We start from the raw sequence: 14,215 nt of genomic DNA on the forward strand, positions 1-14,215 counted from the left end.
GAAATCCCTCGCGCGCTGGCTCGACTACAAGAGCCGCGCGCAGACGGCGCTGTGCACGTCCGCGCCCTTCTCCGTCAAGGCCAGTCGCCCGTTCGTCAGCGTCGCGAAGCCGTGCTCCACCAGCCGCGCCACCTCCGCCCGTCGGGGCCCCACCGGCTGGCCATATCGCTCACACACCGCCTCCCAGTCCACGCCCGACACCAGCCGCAGCCCCATCGCCAGCCGCTCCGCGAACAGCTCCTCGGCCCCCAGCGCCTCGCGGCTGTCCTCGGGCAGCCGCCCCGCCTCCACCTGGGACAGGTACTTCTCCGGGCTGCGCAGGTTGACGTAGCGCGAGGGCTCGGGCGTCAGCAGCATCCCCGTGGCGCCCACGCCCAGCGCCAGGTACTCGCCGCCCGTCCAGTACAGCGCGTTGTGCCGGGAGCTGAAGCCCTCACGCGCGTGGTTGGAGACCTCGTAGCGGGTGAGGCCCGCGGCGCCGTACACCTGGCGCACCGTGGCGGCCATCGTCACCACGTCGTCGTCCGAGGGCAGCTCCAGCTCGCCGCGCTTGAGCTGCTTGGACAAGGGCGTGTCCACCGCCAGCACCTCGCGCTCCACCGTCAGCGCGTACGTGGACAGGTGCTCGGGCTGGAGCGCCACCGCGCGGCGCGCGTCCTGCTCCACCTCGGCCACCGTCTGGCCGTGCACGCCATAGATGAAGTCCATGGACACCACCGGGAAGCGCGCGCGCCTCGCCAGCTCCACCGCGCGCTCCACCTGCTCCGCGTCGTGCGCGCGGCCCAGCGCCTTGAGTGTCCGGGGCTCGAAGGACTGGACGCCCAGGGACAGCCGATTCACGCCCGCGGCCCGGTAGCCCTCGAAGCGCTCCGCGTCCGCGCGCTCCGGGTTGCCCTCCAGCGACACCTCCGCGCCGGGCGACACCTTCAGCCTCGCGGCGATGCCCTCCAGCACGCGCGAGACGTAGCGCGGATGCCAGAGTGACGGAGTACCACCGCCCAGGAAGATGGACTCCAAAGGCTTGTCGCGCAGCTCGGGCGAGGCGGCGAGGCGCGCGTCGAGCTCCGTCAGCACCGCGTTCGCGTAGCGCTCCTCGGGCACCTGGCGCGCCACGGCCACGGCGAAGTCGCAGTACGGGCACTTCGCGAGGCAGTAGGGGAAGTGCAGGTACAGCCCGAAGCGGGCCGCCGGCATCCCCGTGAGCAGGTCCACTGGCGCGTCGAACGGCATGAGGGGCAAACCTCTACTTCCGGCCCTTCAATTGCGCTTCCAGTTTGGCGATCTTCGCCTTGTAGCCGGCCGCCGCCTCGAGCGCCGTCTCGGCCGCCACCAGCTTGCGCTTGAGGTTGGCCGCGTCCGTCTTGAGGCCCTCCCGCTCGGCCTCCCAGTCGGCGGGCACAGCGCCCGTCGCCGCGGCCTGTGGCGCCTGGGCCAGCTTCTGCTCCAGCGCCTCGCGGGCCTGCTGCTCGGCGCGCAGCTTCGTCTCGGCCGCGGACAGCGCCGCCTTCGCCTCCTCCAGCTTCTTCTCGGACGCGGCGCGCGCCTGGGTGGACTCCTGCGCCTTGCCCGCCTGCGAGGACTCCGCGCGAGCGAGCCGGGCCTCTGCGTCCTCGAGCTTCGAGGCCAGCTCCACCCGCGTCGCCTCCACGTCCTGGAGCCTCGAGGCCAGCTCCAGCCGCGCGACCTCCACGTCCTTGAGGCGGGTCTCCGCCGCCTGGGCCGCCGCCTCCTCCTTCTGCTTGCCGGCCTGCGCGCTCTGGGCCGCCTGGGTCGCGCGGGCCGCGTCGTTCTTGGCCGCCTCCAGCGCGCCCTCCAGCATCTTCAGCCGCTGCTGGAGCCGCTCCGCCTTGTCCGCCTCGGCGCGCGCGGCCTCCAGCTCCTCGCGCAGCTCCACGAGCTGGGCCTCGGCGCCGCCCTGCCCCTCCGCCAAGGCGTCCGCGCGGGCTTCCACTTCCGCCGCGTGCACCTGCGCGTCGGAGCGCTCCGCCTCCGCAGCCTCGCGGCGCACGCGCTCCAGCGACACCTCTTCCTTCGCCTGCGCGAGCGCGCCCTGCACCCGGACGAGCTCCGCCTCGCGCTGCCCGGAGGCCGTCTCCAGCATGGTCACCCGCGCGGCCAGCCCCACGCGCTCGGCGTCCGTGGTGGCGGTCTTCATCTCCGCCGCGGCGAGCTGCTTCTTGAGCTCGTCACGCTCGACGTGCGCGGCGTCCAGCGCCGCGGACACCTCGCCCACCTTCGCCTCGGCCAGCTGCGCCGCCTCGCCCAGCGCCGCCGCGTCCGCCTCCATGCGGTCGCGCAGCGAGACCTGCTCGACCTCCAGCGCCTCCAGCGCCTCCTTGAGCGCCGCGGCCTCGCCCTCCGCCACCTGCGCCCGCTCACCGGCCTGCGCGAGCCCCTCTTCCAGGGCCTGGGTGCGCTCCGTCGCGCGCGCGGCCTCGGTCTCCAGCCGCGCGTTCAGCCGGGCCACCTCGGCGGCGCGGCCCTCCAGCGCCTGCCGCAGCACGGGCAGCTCGGAGGCCTCCGTGGTGCGCGCGGTGAGCGCCGCGCGCAGGCCCACGATTTCGGCGTCCTTCAGGGCCAGCGCCTTCTCCAGCTCGGAGATTTGCGCCTGCAGCGTGCGCAGCCCCTCCTCCACCACCGCGAGCTGACGGCGCGCCTGGTCGCGCTCCTCCTCCAGCGTGCGCGAGCGGCCCTGCGCCTCCTCCAGCGAGCTCTTGGACCAGTCGCTCTCGCTCTCCACCGCGGAGAGCGCGCCCTGCGCCTCGGCGAGCGCGGCCTCCAGCTGGCCCACGCGCAGACCGAACGAGTCGCGCTCGCCCGTCGCCGTCTCCAGCTCGCCGCCCAGCCGCTCCACGTCGGAGAGCACCTGCTGGTACTGCTCCTGGACGGCCTCCAGCGCGCCCTGCGCCTCGGACTTCTCCGCCGCCAGCTCCGCGACGCGGTCCTGGGCCAGCGACAGCGCCTCCTTGGCGCCCACCAGCTCCTCGGCCACCGCGCCCCGCGACTCGCGCTCGTCGTGGAGCTCCGCCGTCAGCCGGGGGACCTCCGACTCCACCTCCGCGAGCGCCCGCGACAGGTCCTTGCGGTCCGCCTCCACCGCGGACAGCTCCGCCTCCACCGTGGCGAGCTTCGCCTCGGCGTCCGTCGCGCGCTTCTCCGCGCCGGCCAGGGCCTCCGAGGTCTGCGCCAGCTTCGCCGGCGAGTCCTTCACCACGCCCAGCTGCGCCTTGGCCTCCGCGGCCTCCTTGCGCACCTGGGTGAGCGACTGCTTGAGACCGGTCACCTCCCCGTCGCGCTCGGCGTACAGGGTGCGCGCCCGGGCCAGGGTCTCCGTCTTCTGGCGGACGACGGCCCGGAAGTACTCGAGCTTCTCCTCCGGAGAAGCCCCCATGGGCATCCGGGGCTCGGCTGCTTCCTTGAAGGGATCATCCCCGGGCACCCGCACCGCCCGCGAAACGGGGGCGGGGGTGGTGGCGATGGGGGCGGGCGTGGTCGCGGGGGCCTTGGCCGCGCCCGTGCCCGCCGACGACAAAGCCGGGGACGCCGCCGGACGGCGTGGGGGCAGAGGGGGCGGAGCAGCGGGCGGTGGCGCCGAAGGCGGGGGCTTGGGCTGGGGCCTGGGGAGGGCAGTGGCGGTGGGGGCGGGGGGGGCCGCTTGGACGCCAGTGTCCTCCAGGTCCAGGCTGTCGCGCAGGTCCGCGAGCGGATCCACCTCTTCCGGAGGTGACGGCATGGGCGCTCCCAGGTTACCGCCCGGCGGCGCGGCCTACCAGGGACGCGTGACGGGAAGGGTCGGTTCAGGCGACCGGACGCGGGGAGGCCCCACGGACCCCTCGACGCCAGGGCGCCTGGGCGTTAGCCAGTGAGGGAAACATCTCACCTCGCCTTGCCCTCCTGGGGGGCGAGTGCCAGCTTCGGACCCTTCCATATGGCCATCCGCTACGCGCTGCCCAACGGGCTCACTGTCGTCTTCGAGGAACAGCACGCCGCCAAGGTCGCGGCCTTCCAGGTCTGGGTGAAGGTCGGCAGCGCCGACGAGCGCCCGGACCAGGCGGGCCTGGCCCACCTCCACGAGCACATGCTCTTCAAGGGCACGGAGCGGCGCGGCCCCGGGGAAATCGCCCGGGACGTGGAGGCCCACGGCGGGGAGATCAACGCCTGGACGTCCTACGACCAGACGGTCTACCACATCGTCATCGCCAGCCAGTTCGCCCGGACGGGCCTGGACATCCTCGGGGACGCGGTGCGCCGCTCCGCCTTCGACGCCGAGGAGCTGGCGCGCGAAATCGAGGTCGTCTGCGAGGAGATCAAGCGCAGCCAGGACACGCCGTCCCGGCGGGCTTCGCGTGACTTGTTCTCCACGGCCTTCCAGCGCCACCCGTACCGGCTGCCGGTGCTGGGGACGGCGGAGAGCGTGCGCAGCTTCAGCCGCGAGAAGGTGCTGGAGTTCTACCACCGGTATTACACGCCGAAGAACATGGTGCTGTCCGTCTCGGGTGACTTGAGCGAGGCGGAGCTGCGCGGGTGGGTGGACGAGATTTTCGGCGGGGACTGGGGCCGTCCGTTCGAGGGGGAGGTGAAGCGCCCCGAGGAGCCCGCGCCCACGGCCCGCCGCGTGCTCTTGCGGCCGGACGAGGTCAAGGAGGCGTGGCTGCACCTGACGTTCCCGATTCCCGAGGCCGCGCACCCGGACACGCCCGCGCTGGACGTGCTGGCGATGATGGTGGGCCAGGGGGAGGCGTCCCGGCTGACGCGCGAGGTGAAGCGCCGTCACAACCTGGTCAACGACATCCACGCCTTCGCGTACACGCCGCAGGACCCGGGCCTGTTCTCGGTGTCGATGACGCTGCAGCCCGGCCACTGCGAGCGCGCGCTGGAGGAGGCCGCCAAGGCGCTGGCCACCATGCGCGTGACGCCGGTGACGGAGGACGAGCTGTCCACGACGAAGGCGCTGCTGGAGGCGGAGGCCGTCTACCAGCGCGAGACGGTGCAGGGTGTGGCGCGGAAGATGGGCTACTTCCAGTCCGGCATGGGCAGCCTGGAGGCGGAGGCGCGGTACTACGAGGCCGTGCGCTCGCTGACGCCCGAACAGGTTCGGCGGGCGGCGGAGAAGTACCTGCGGCTGGACAAGGCCATCGTCACGGCGCTGTTGCCGCACGGGACGGAGTTCACGGAGGCGCAGGTGAACGCGGTGCTGGACCGCGTGGAGAAGGGCCCCGTGGCGGCGCCGCCCGAGCGCAAGGCGCGCAAGGTGTCGGCGGGAGAGCCCACGTTGAAGCTGGGCGCGAAGGCGAAGGGTCCCAGCGACATCATCCAGGAGACGCTGCCCTCGGGGGCGAAGCTGGTGGTGCGCGTGGAGCCGGCGGTGCCGCTGTTCGCGGTGCGCGCGGCGTTCCTGGGCGGATTGCGCTACGAGACGCCGGCGGACAACGGGCTGACGACGTTGCTGGCGCGCAGCCTCACGCGGGGCACGCCGACGCGGGACGCGGAGGAGATTTCGCAGCTCGCGGACATTTACGCGGGCAGCATCGGGGGCTTGAGCGGACGCAACTCGGTGAACCTGCGCGGGGAGTTCCTCTCGCGGCACTTCGAGGCGGCGTTCCGGTTGTTCGCGGACAGCGTGCTGCACCCCTCGTTCCCCGAGGTGGAGGTGGCGCGGGAGCGCTCGCTGATGCTCCAGGACATCCTCACGCGGGAGGACAAGCCGTCCGGGCTGGCGTTCGACCTGTTCAACCGGACGCTGTACCGCACGCACCCGTACCGGATGCCGACGCTGGGTGAGAAGGAGTCGGTGGAGGCGCTGGGGCCCGAGGCGCTCCGCGCGTACCACGAGCGGTACATGGACCCGTCGCAGATGGTGCTGACGGTGGTGGGTGACGTGAAGGTGGACGAGGTGCTCGCGCTGGCGAACGAGTACTTCGGCAAGTCGCGGGGCAAGGCCGCGCCGGCTCCGCGCATCCTGGAGGAGGCGGCGCTCGAGGGCTCGCGCGAGGAGAAGCGCGTGTTGGCCAAGGCGCAGTCGCACCTGGTGATGGGCTTCCGGGGCGTGCGCATCAACGACCCGGAGCGGCACGCGCTGGAGGCGCTGTCGGGCGTGTTGTCGGGTCAGGGCGGGCGGCTGTTCGTTGAGCTGCGCGACAAGCGGTCCATGGCGTACAGCGTGAGCAGCTTCGGCGTGGAGGGCATCGAGCCGGGCTACTTCGCGGCGTACATGGGGACGAGCCCCGAGAAGGTGGACGCGGCGCTGGAGGGCATCCGCGCGGAGCTGCGGCGGGTGCGCGACGAGCGGATTCCGGAGGAGGAGCTGGAGCGGGCGAAGCAGAACCTCATCGGCACGCATGAAATCGCGCTCCAGCGCAACGGCGCGCGGGCGGGGATGATGGCCATGGACACCCTGTACGGGCTGAACATGGACAACTTCCTGCACTACGCGGAGCACATCGCCGCGGTGACGTCGGAGCAGGTCCGGGACGTGGCGCGCAAGGTCATCGACTTCGACAAGAGCGTGCTCGCCGTCGTCGGTCCGTGATGTCGGGTGGGCGAGCGCCTGGGTACGGGCGCTCGCCTTCCATCGGACACCCGTCGAGCGCTACACCGGCGTGAGCTTCACGCCGGTCGCTTTCAGCTGCGCCAGTGCTCGTTGGATGTCCTCGGAGACGACGAGCGCGATGGACCATCCCCAGGTGCGGAACACCTTCGCATCCTCCACCTTGGCGGAGTCGATGCGCAGGCCGTAAACATCGCGATACTGGCCCAGCTTCTCCGGACGATGGTCGTCTTCGGTCCAGTAGAGCACCTCTTCCGTCGCGCCATCGTCGATGCAGCGAATGAGCTTCGTCGCCACGAGGATGAAGTACGCGTCGGGGCGCCCCTCGATATCCACAGGGACGAGTTGCACCTCGTCAGGTGCAAGCTCCTGAAAGAGGTTGGCCACGGTGACGTGGACCACTGGCGTGCTGAAACCCGCCAGCGAGAAGTCGAGCGCCCTGCCCGGCACTTCGATGGGAACGGAGAGCCGCCCGCGCACCGCCACCGGCCGCCCCTCCCTGAACATCCAGGGGTCATCCAGCTCACGCCCTCGAGACTCACGGGGATGCCCCAGGTCCCAGCGGCCCGGCACTGAGACATCGTCGGTCAATTGAAAGTACCGCTTCACCATCACGTAGCCCCGGTCTCACTCGTGTCGCGTCAGCAGCTTGTTCAAACCCGAGCCTGGAGTGGAGACTTCCCTCGCTCACGGATTCAGACAAGCGCCCTCGAATGGGTCAAGGATGTGGAGCCATGACGAGCCTGAGTCCACAGGGGAAGGTCGACCGCCTCTTGCGGGTTTTCGAGCGCACTGGAGGCGAGGGGCAGTGGACGCGCGCCTTCGAGCGATTCCCAGATGCCTTGCGAACGCGAATGCTGGAGCATGTCCCCATCGCCTTGGACGAACGCCCAGTCCTGGCGCACTTCGAAAACGAGTCGCGATGGACACTGATAACGACAGACAAGGTCATCATCCATCGGGACGAACACACGCGCAGCCTCGCCTGGACGGAACTCGCCGACGCGACGGTCGATACGGGCTACGCGAGCGCGATGCTTGGCTCGCACCCGCGCGGAAAGTTGGCGCTGAGCCAGCTGACCCTCGTGTGTGTCAGCGGTGAACGCGTGGCGGTCGAGCTCGAAGCAGGACCGCCATTCATCGGCCTCTGGAATGTGCTCAAGACCGTGGGGAGCCTTCGACCAGGCTGAGTCGCGTCAGAGTTCGGTGCCAGGGAGCACGGGTGACGGCGGTGGTGCTTCCGCCTCCGGCACTTCACGGATGCCCATCGACAGTGCCGAGTCGAGCGCGTCGAGCAGCGGCCCCGTGGGCGCTCCAGGCAATGTGTTGCATGCCCGGACGAGCTCGCGCTTCCGGCGCAGCTTCTCCGGCTGTCGCTTCGCCTCCACCGCGAGCGCCTCCACATCCACCGGTGCCGACAGCAACACGGCGCACGTGCGGAACAACTCCATCCGCGCCTGGTCATCCTCCTGCAACAACACCCGCGCCCCATCCAGCCTCAATCCCTTGAAGCTCAGCGTCCGCACGTCCTCCACGTCGAGCACCAACACCCCGTTCTCCGTGGGACGAGGCGCGGGCGGCTCACTCTTGCCTCCAGTCAGCTCCACCACCCCGTCCACCGGCTCGGGCTGACAGGGCACCTCACGCAGCGCCACCATCTCATCCGCCTTGCGCGACTCCGTGGTCTCTTTTCCCCGGTGGAGCTGGATGAGCCCCGCGACCAGCGCCGGCACGCCCACCGACAACAACACCACGCCCCACGTCGTCGCCACCTTGCGACTCGATGGCCCGTAGTGCCCCTCACGGTCGATGCCATCCCGGTCCGGCGTGTTCGAGAACAACGTCCGCCCGGCCACCAAGAAGCCACCGATGCCAGTGAGCACCCCACCCGAGCTCACCGCCCCCGCCGCCCCCGGTGACGAGTGCGTGCTGATGAGGTGCTCCGTGTACTCGACGTGCTGCTCCGTCCGGCAGATGTCCGCCGTGGAGAACCGCAGCGACAGCCGGGGCCAATCCACCGCCGCGCTCGCGAAGGGCATCCGCTCCCCCAACTGCGACTCCTGGAGATACGTGCGCAGGACAGGCCCTCGCTCCGTGCGCCGCTCCACGTCCAGCGGTGTGCACCCCACCGCCAACATCAACACCAACGCCACCCACCGCTTCATGGCTGCTCCCCCCGGAAGAACGTCGCCACGTCCGGGCACTCCACCAGGAAGCGCGTCGCGTCCTCGCAGCTCGGCGCCCGCTCCGTCGTGGTCCCCACCCGGATGAGCGGCTCCCGGCAGTCGAGCACCCTCCCCCGCGCGGGCGATACGAAGGCGAAGTCCTCCGAGCCACACCCCGTCCGCTCCAGCAGGGTCGTCTCACAGGAGGAGTCCAGGTCGAGCTGCTCGGCGACTCCGGGGCAGGCCGATGTCTGGCAGAGGCGGGTCACCACATCCCGACAAACCGCCGCGTCGGGCGCTTCCGGGCCGGAGCAGGCACACAGCCAGGCCAGGGGCCACAAGATGAACAGGTATCTCACGGCGCTCCCACGCTACGCACGGCGCGGTAAAAGGGCCCGCATGTCCCAGACCTATCTGTCACTCACCGTGGAGTTGCCCGAGGAAGCGTCCGAGGCCGTACAGGACCTCCTCCACGAGTCCGGTGCGCTCGGCCTCGAGGTACGAGACCGCGAAACCCCCACCATGCCCGGCGTGAAGGCCCCCAACGCGGGCGAGGCCATCGTCATCGGCTACTTCGAGGACCGCCCCACCGCCGAGTCCGCTCGCGACAGCGTCGCCGAGTCCTTCCCCGACGCCCGCATCGGCCTGGACGAGCAGCCCCAGCAGGACTGGAGCAACGAGTGGAAGTCCCTCATCAAGTCCGTCCACGTCGGCCGCCTCTGGGTGGGCCCGCCCTGGGACGTGGCCAACGCCCCCGCCGACGCGGTGCGCCTGGTCATCGAGCCCAAGATGGCCTTCGGCACCGGTGACCACCCCACCACGTCCCTGTGCCTCGCCGCCGTGGACGCGTACATGACCGACCACCCGGGCGCGAGCGTCCTCGACGTGGGCACCGGCACCGGCGTGCTCGCCATCGCCGCGAAGAAGCTGGGCGCGGGCCGCGTCGTCGCCACCGACAACGACCCCACCTCCGTGGAGCTGGCCCAGGAGAACCTCACCGACAACGGCACCCCGGACATCGACGTGTCCGGCAAGGAACTCACCGCGGTGGAGGGCACCTTCGACCTGGTGCTGGCCAACATCCTCGCCAACACGCTCATCGAGCTGGCGCCGCTCATCGCGCCCAAGGCCAAGGATCGACTGGTCCTCGCGGGTGTGCTCTCCCACCAGCGCGCCGACGTCGAGGCCGCCTACCGCAACCTCGGCTTCACCGTGCTCCCCGGCGCCACCCAGGGCGAGTGGGTGCGCATCGACTTGAAGCGCTGAAGCGTCTCCCTCCGAGGGCTCGAACGAGGCCAACCCCTCACGAGCCTTCGGATGCATGGAGCGCCCCACGACTCCGAGCCCAGGGGTGGCCCTTCGCGACGCCACTCCGCTTCACGCGTGCGGGCGCCCCGTGGCGACCTGCGACCCGACGAGAGGACGCGGTGCCGGGTCAGGACACGTCCCGCGCCTTCGCAGCCTGCTTCGGGTCCCGCGTCAATGCGCTCCGTTGCTCGGAGGGGGGCGAACGAGCTCGAGGTCCTTGTCCAGCTCGACCACCGCGGAGCCCAGTCCTCCACTCTGCATCCGCGAGTAGCGCACGTCATCGATGGTGACGCGCCATCCCCGCGCCGTCTCGCTCACCTGATACGTGGGCAGGCGCAACCAGTTCGACAAGCCGCGCAGGTGCGGCGCCGCGAGCGCGGCCTGGATGACCGGGCCGGGATTCGGCTCGCGTGGCAGGCTCGGACCGTTGATGCGCAGGTGCTCCTCTCCGCCCTTCAGGAAGTCCGCCGTCACGAAGTGATAGCGGTCCTTCCCCACCGCGATGAGGTCTCGCACGAAGGGGTTCGCCGGCACCGGCCCCGCGATGACGCGCTCCACCGGCTGCCCCTGTCCCTCCAGCCACGCCTTCGCGCGAGGCGCCGCCACCTGCGAGCCCAGCAAGATGGCCCCCAGGTACAACACCAGTCCCACGCCGCACACCGTGGCCACGCGCTGCGTGGACACCACCTGCGTCCCCTTCAATCGCAGCCACACGATCGCCGCCACGCCCACCACCCACAGCACCTTCGCGGGCCACGGCACGAAGTCGGGCACCGTCACGAGCGCCGTGCTCGCGATGCCCAACACCATCCACCCCGCCGCGGACTTGCGCGTGCGCGCATCCGCCATGATGACCGCCGCTCCCGCGAGCAACCACACCCACGGGTCGATGATGAACAACGTGTCCCCGTAGAACCACGCCCCGTCGAACGGCATCAACAACCGCACGCCATACGTGTTGAGCCAATCCAACGCGGGATGACTCAATATCGACAGCGTCGACAACAAGAACAGCGGTCCCGCGCGCGCGGGCTCCAGCCCCGGCTCGCGGCGCCTGCGCACGAAGCGGTCCCACGCCAGCATCAACCCCGTGAGCACGAACGGCCAGATGGCCAGCATCAACACGCCGTGCGTCCACCCGCGTCGCCAGTACAGCGAGGCATCCGAGCCCGCGAACGTCACCACCGCGTCCACATCCGGGAGGTTGGCGCCGATGACGAGCGTCGCGGTGGCCAGCGGCGTGTATCGCTTGAGCCCCGCCTCCGCCATCCAGGCCCCGACGAGTGAGTGCGCGAGATTGTCCATTCTCCCCTGAGGCTACTTCACCCCACGCGGACCTCGACACCTCGCGTCAGCCGAATTCCTCCAGCACGGCAGCCCCAGGCGGATTAACACTCGCCCCCGCGCACCCCTTCTTGTGGAGCACACCATGTCCCTTTCGATGTACGAGGCCACCATCCCCGTCTTCATCCGCTCCCTCGAGGTGCTCTCCTCCCTGGTCACCCAGGGCGAGAAGTACGCGCAGGAGAACGGCCTCGAGCCGAAGGAGGTCCTCGAAGCGCGGCTCGCGTCGGACATGTTCAACCTGGTGCAGCAGGTCCAGCGCGCCAGCGACACCTCGAAGGCCACCGCCGAGCGGCTCAGCGGCGCGCCCGCCCCGCGCATGCCCGACACCGAGAGCACGTTCGACGAGCTGCGCCAGCGCATCGACAAGACCATCACCTATCTCAAGTCCGTCCCCGCCAAGAGCTTCGCGGGCAGCGAGAACCGCACCGTCACGCTCACCGCCGGCGCCCTCAAGCGCGACTTCAAGGGCGACGAGTACCTGACCACCTTCGGCCTGCCCAACTTCTACTTCCACGTCACCACCGCCTACGGAATCCTCCGCCACCTGGGCGTGCCCATCGGCAAGAAGGACTTCCTCGGCCCCATGTGAGCCCCGGCTGAACGCCTCTTGGGCCCGACGCGCCGGACAGGCTAGCGTCCCCGGCGCGTGGAGCCCCCTGCCTCCCAGTCCCTCCCGAGACCTCCCACGGAGGTCCGCTCGCAGCTCGTGGGTCCGCTGCTCGCGTACCTGCGCGCCACGGGCCTGGACCCCACGCCCCTGGTGGAGCGCTTCGGCCTGCCGCTCGACGCGGGCTCGCTCCCCGAGGTCAGCCTCCCGCTGACCACCCTGCACGCCTTCCTCGACGCCGCCGAGCTGCTCTCCCAGGACGCCTTCCTCGGCCTGCACGTGGCCCAGCGCGTCCCCCGAGGCAACTACGGCCTCGTCGAGTACATCGCCCGGGCCTCGCCCACGCTGCGCGACACCTTCCGCGCGCTCGCCCGCTACATGGCCCTGCTGGAGCCCGCCTGGAGCGCGTCCTTCACCGACGACGCGGACGGCGGCGGCACCTTCGCCTATGGCATCGAGGGCGCCCCGCTCGCGTACGGACGCCACGCCAGCGAGTACGGGCTCGCGCTCTTCACCCACGTCGGCCGGCAGCTCACCGAGCGCCCGTGGTCGCCTCGCGCCATCGGCTTCGCGCACCCCGCCCCGCCGGACATCGCGCCGCTGGTGGACCACTTCGGCGTCGCGCCCACGTTCAATCGCGGCCGCAACGCGCTCACGCTGGACGCGGCCACGTTGGATTTGCGCGTGCTCGGCGCGGACCCCGCGCTGCTCTCCGTGTTGGAGCGTGCCGCGAGCGCCGCCGTGCCCTCGCCCGCACCGGACGCGCCCGGCTTCGTCCAGGCCGTGCGCGACACCATCCGCGCAGCCCTGCGCGAGGGCTCACCCCAGGCCACCGACGTGGCGCGGGGACTCCACTTGAGCCTGCGCACCCTGCAGCGCCGCCTCACCGAGCACGGCACCTCCTTCCAGGACGAGGTCGACGCGGTGCGCCGTGAGCTGGCCTACCAGTACCTGCGCGACGTGAATCTGGGCGTCAGCCAGGTCGCCTTCCTCCTGGGCTACTCCGAGCTGAGCACCTTCGACCGCGCCTTCAAGCGGTGGACAGGGATGACGCCGCGCGTCTGGCGCGAGGGCGCCGAGCGGGGCTGAGACACCGGGCGTGCGGGCGAGCCGACCCGTGGCGTCCCGTGCCAGGAGATTGGCGTGAGCCGCCAAGGACACGCACCAGGGACTCCCTTAATTTGGAAGGTCCCCTGCTCCGCTGTCCGGAGGACGCCATGCTCAAGGCCCCCATCGCCGCGCTCTTCGAAGAGTACTACTCGTCGCACCAGCACCCCACCAACCGGCTGACGCACAAAATCGCGATTCCGGTCATCGTCCTGCACATCATCGCGATGCTGGACTGGGTGAGGTTGGCGACGGTGCCCGTGCTGCCGGGCGGTGTGCTGACGCTGGGCATGGTCGCCTGGGCGCTCACCGCGGTCTGGTACCTGCGCGCGGACGTGAAGCTGGGGCTCGTCGTGGTGGCCTTCATGGCCGCCTGCTTCCCCCTGGGTCGGCTGATGCCCACCTGGAGCGTGGTGGCCATCGCCGCGTTCGGCTGGCTCATCCAGCTGGCGGGCCACGCCGTGTGGGAGAAGAAGTCCCCGTCCTTCCTCACCAACCTGGTGCACGCGCTGGTGGGCCCGCTGTTCTTCGTCGCCGTGCTCTTCGGCGACTACGTCATCAAGCCCCAGCCCCAGGGCGCCACACCGGCGCGCGCCTGACATATCCTCCGGAGTCCCATGAGCTTCGCCGACAAGCTGCGCACCTGGATGCCCCTGCACGAGAACGGCCCCAGCCGCGCCGTGCACTTCGTGGGCGCTTACATGTTCATCTTCGCCCTGCTCGTACCGCTGGGCCTCGTGCGCTTCTCGGTGGGAGGCTTCTCGCTGTCGGCCGCCCACGTGCTGGTGGCCCTGGTGGCGCTGTACGCCATCAGCCTGGAGTGGACGGCGGGCCTGCTCATGAGCCTGCCGCTCATCCCCACGCTGAGCGCCGCGCTGGCCGTGGGCCACCTGCCCGGCACCACCGTGGCCATCGTCGCCGTGTCGGTGATGGTAGTGCGCTTCGCGCTCGTGGTGGGCGCGCACGTCGTGCTCGAGAAGAAGACCCACGGCCTGTCCCTGGGCGGGCCGCAGCTGTTCTTCATCGAGCCCGTGTACCTCATCACCCTGTTGCTGTTCGGCATGGGGCTCAAGCGCGACCTGCACGCGCGCGTCATGTCCGGTGGGCCGCGCCCCGCGCCGCTGACCGTGTGAA

At 70.7% G+C, this 14,215-nt stretch carries 13 protein-coding genes; 7 read left to right on the forward strand and 6 right to left on the reverse strand.

Annotated elements, in window-relative coordinates; genetic code table 11:
* Positions 1-24: 24 nt before the first annotated feature.
* The gene (gene hemW / locus LXT21_RS06670) at positions 25-1,230 is read right to left on the reverse strand and encodes a radical SAM family heme chaperone HemW (RefSeq protein ID WP_254037250.1); all 1,206 of its coding nucleotides are present in this window, start codon (positions 1,228-1,230) and stop codon (positions 25-27) included.
* 13 nt (positions 1,231-1,243) lie between these two features.
* Positions 1,244-3,733: a plectin 1 isoform 8 gene (locus LXT21_RS06675; RefSeq protein WP_254037251.1), complete on the reverse strand. Its 2,490-nt coding sequence runs from the start codon at positions 3,731-3,733 to the stop codon at positions 1,244-1,246.
* Positions 3,734-3,928: 195 nt separating this feature from the next.
* Between LXT21_RS06675 and LXT21_RS06680 the strand changes: the two genes are divergently transcribed.
* Positions 3,929-6,529 carry a M16 family metallopeptidase gene (locus LXT21_RS06680; protein WP_254037252.1) on the forward strand — a complete coding sequence of 867 codons (2,601 nt, stop codon included), beginning with the start codon at positions 3,929-3,931 and terminating at the stop codon, positions 6,527-6,529.
* A gap of 60 nt (positions 6,530-6,589) precedes the next feature.
* Here the strand turns inward: LXT21_RS06680 and LXT21_RS06685 are convergent, their stop codons facing one another.
* Positions 6,590-7,159 (reverse strand): imm11 family protein, encoded by a 570-nt coding sequence (locus LXT21_RS06685; protein WP_254037761.1) that lies wholly within the window; start codon positions 7,157-7,159, stop codon positions 6,590-6,592.
* 122 nt (positions 7,160-7,281) lie between these two features.
* Between LXT21_RS06685 and LXT21_RS06690 the strand changes: the two genes are divergently transcribed.
* Complete coding sequence (locus LXT21_RS06690) at positions 7,282-7,737, forward strand: hypothetical protein (protein ID WP_254037253.1); 456 nt, start codon at positions 7,282-7,284, stop codon at positions 7,735-7,737.
* Between the two features lie 6 nt (positions 7,738-7,743).
* On the opposite strand, the gene LXT21_RS06695 is transcribed toward LXT21_RS06690, so the two are convergent.
* Both LXT21_RS06695 and LXT21_RS06700 read right to left on the reverse strand, forming a co-directional pair.
* Entirely contained in the window at positions 7,744-8,712 is a 969-nt protein-coding gene (locus tag LXT21_RS06695; RefSeq protein ID WP_254037254.1) for a hypothetical protein, read from the reverse strand.
* A complete protein-coding gene (locus tag LXT21_RS06700; RefSeq protein WP_254037255.1) occupies positions 8,709-8,981 on the reverse strand; it encodes a hypothetical protein in 273 nt (90 codons plus the stop codon). Before LXT21_RS06700 ends, LXT21_RS06695 begins: the two co-directional genes overlap by 4 nt.
* A 130-nt stretch (positions 8,982-9,111) precedes the next feature.
* Between LXT21_RS06700 and LXT21_RS06705 the strand changes: the two genes are divergently transcribed.
* Positions 9,112-9,978, forward strand: coding sequence for a 50S ribosomal protein L11 methyltransferase (locus tag LXT21_RS06705; RefSeq protein WP_254037256.1), 867 nt, complete (start codon positions 9,112-9,114; stop codon positions 9,976-9,978).
* 213 nt (positions 9,979-10,191) lie between these two features.
* On the opposite strand, the gene LXT21_RS06710 is transcribed toward LXT21_RS06705, so the two are convergent.
* Positions 10,192-11,325, reverse strand: a complete 1,134-nt coding sequence (locus tag LXT21_RS06710) for a metal-dependent hydrolase (RefSeq protein WP_254037257.1) — start codon at positions 11,323-11,325, stop codon at positions 10,192-10,194.
* A 124-nt stretch (positions 11,326-11,449) separates the two neighbouring features.
* Between LXT21_RS06710 and LXT21_RS06715 the strand changes: the two genes are divergently transcribed.
* From LXT21_RS06715 to LXT21_RS06730, 4 genes are all read left to right on the forward strand, one after another.
* Positions 11,450-11,956 carry a DUF1993 domain-containing protein gene (locus LXT21_RS06715; RefSeq protein WP_254037258.1) on the forward strand — a complete coding sequence of 169 codons (507 nt, stop codon included), beginning with the start codon at positions 11,450-11,452 and terminating at the stop codon, positions 11,954-11,956.
* Between the two features lie 117 nt (positions 11,957-12,073).
* Positions 12,074-13,063, forward strand: a complete 990-nt coding sequence (locus LXT21_RS06720) for an AraC family transcriptional regulator (RefSeq protein WP_254037259.1) — start codon at positions 12,074-12,076, stop codon at positions 13,061-13,063.
* Between the two features lie 128 nt (positions 13,064-13,191).
* On the forward strand, positions 13,192-13,680 hold the full coding sequence (locus LXT21_RS06725) for an Mpo1 family 2-hydroxy fatty acid dioxygenase (RefSeq protein ID WP_254037260.1): 489 nt from the start codon (positions 13,192-13,194) through the stop codon (positions 13,678-13,680).
* A gap of 18 nt (positions 13,681-13,698) precedes the next feature.
* Entirely contained in the window at positions 13,699-14,214 is a 516-nt protein-coding gene (locus LXT21_RS06730; RefSeq protein WP_254037261.1) for a DUF962 domain-containing protein, read from the forward strand.
* Position 14,215: the final 1 nt, after the last annotated feature.

Source organism: Myxococcus guangdongensis (assembly GCF_024198255.1).
GTDB lineage: Bacteria > Myxococcota > Myxococcia > Myxococcales > Myxococcaceae > Myxococcus > Myxococcus guangdongensis.

Excerpts from the sequence above, each read along its gene's own strand:
- hemW (WP_254037250.1), bottom strand. The coding sequence starts at position 1,230 with ATGCCGTTCGACGCGCCAGTGGACCTGCTCACGGGGATGCCGGCGGCC.
- LXT21_RS06730 (WP_254037261.1), top strand. The coding sequence starts at position 13,699 with ATGAGCTTCGCCGACAAGCTGCGCACCTGGATGCCCCTGCACGAGAAC.
- LXT21_RS06685 (WP_254037761.1), bottom strand. The coding sequence starts at position 7,159 with ATGGTGAAGCGGTACTTTCAATTGACCGACGATGTCTCAGTGCCGGGC.
- LXT21_RS06725 (WP_254037260.1), top strand. The coding sequence starts at position 13,192 with ATGCTCAAGGCCCCCATCGCCGCGCTCTTCGAAGAGTACTACTCGTCG.
- LXT21_RS06715 (WP_254037258.1), top strand. The coding sequence starts at position 11,450 with ATGTCCCTTTCGATGTACGAGGCCACCATCCCCGTCTTCATCCGCTCC.
- LXT21_RS06710 (WP_254037257.1), bottom strand. The coding sequence starts at position 11,325 with ATGGACAATCTCGCGCACTCACTCGTCGGGGCCTGGATGGCGGAGGCG.
- LXT21_RS06675 (WP_254037251.1), bottom strand. The coding sequence starts at position 3,733 with ATGCCGTCACCTCCGGAAGAGGTGGATCCGCTCGCGGACCTGCGCGAC.
- LXT21_RS06690 (WP_254037253.1), top strand. The coding sequence starts at position 7,282 with ATGACGAGCCTGAGTCCACAGGGGAAGGTCGACCGCCTCTTGCGGGTT.
- LXT21_RS06705 (WP_254037256.1), top strand. The coding sequence starts at position 9,112 with ATGTCCCAGACCTATCTGTCACTCACCGTGGAGTTGCCCGAGGAAGCG.
- LXT21_RS06680 (WP_254037252.1), top strand. The coding sequence starts at position 3,929 with ATGGCCATCCGCTACGCGCTGCCCAACGGGCTCACTGTCGTCTTCGAG.
- LXT21_RS06695 (WP_254037254.1), bottom strand. The coding sequence starts at position 8,712 with ATGAAGCGGTGGGTGGCGTTGGTGTTGATGTTGGCGGTGGGGTGCACA.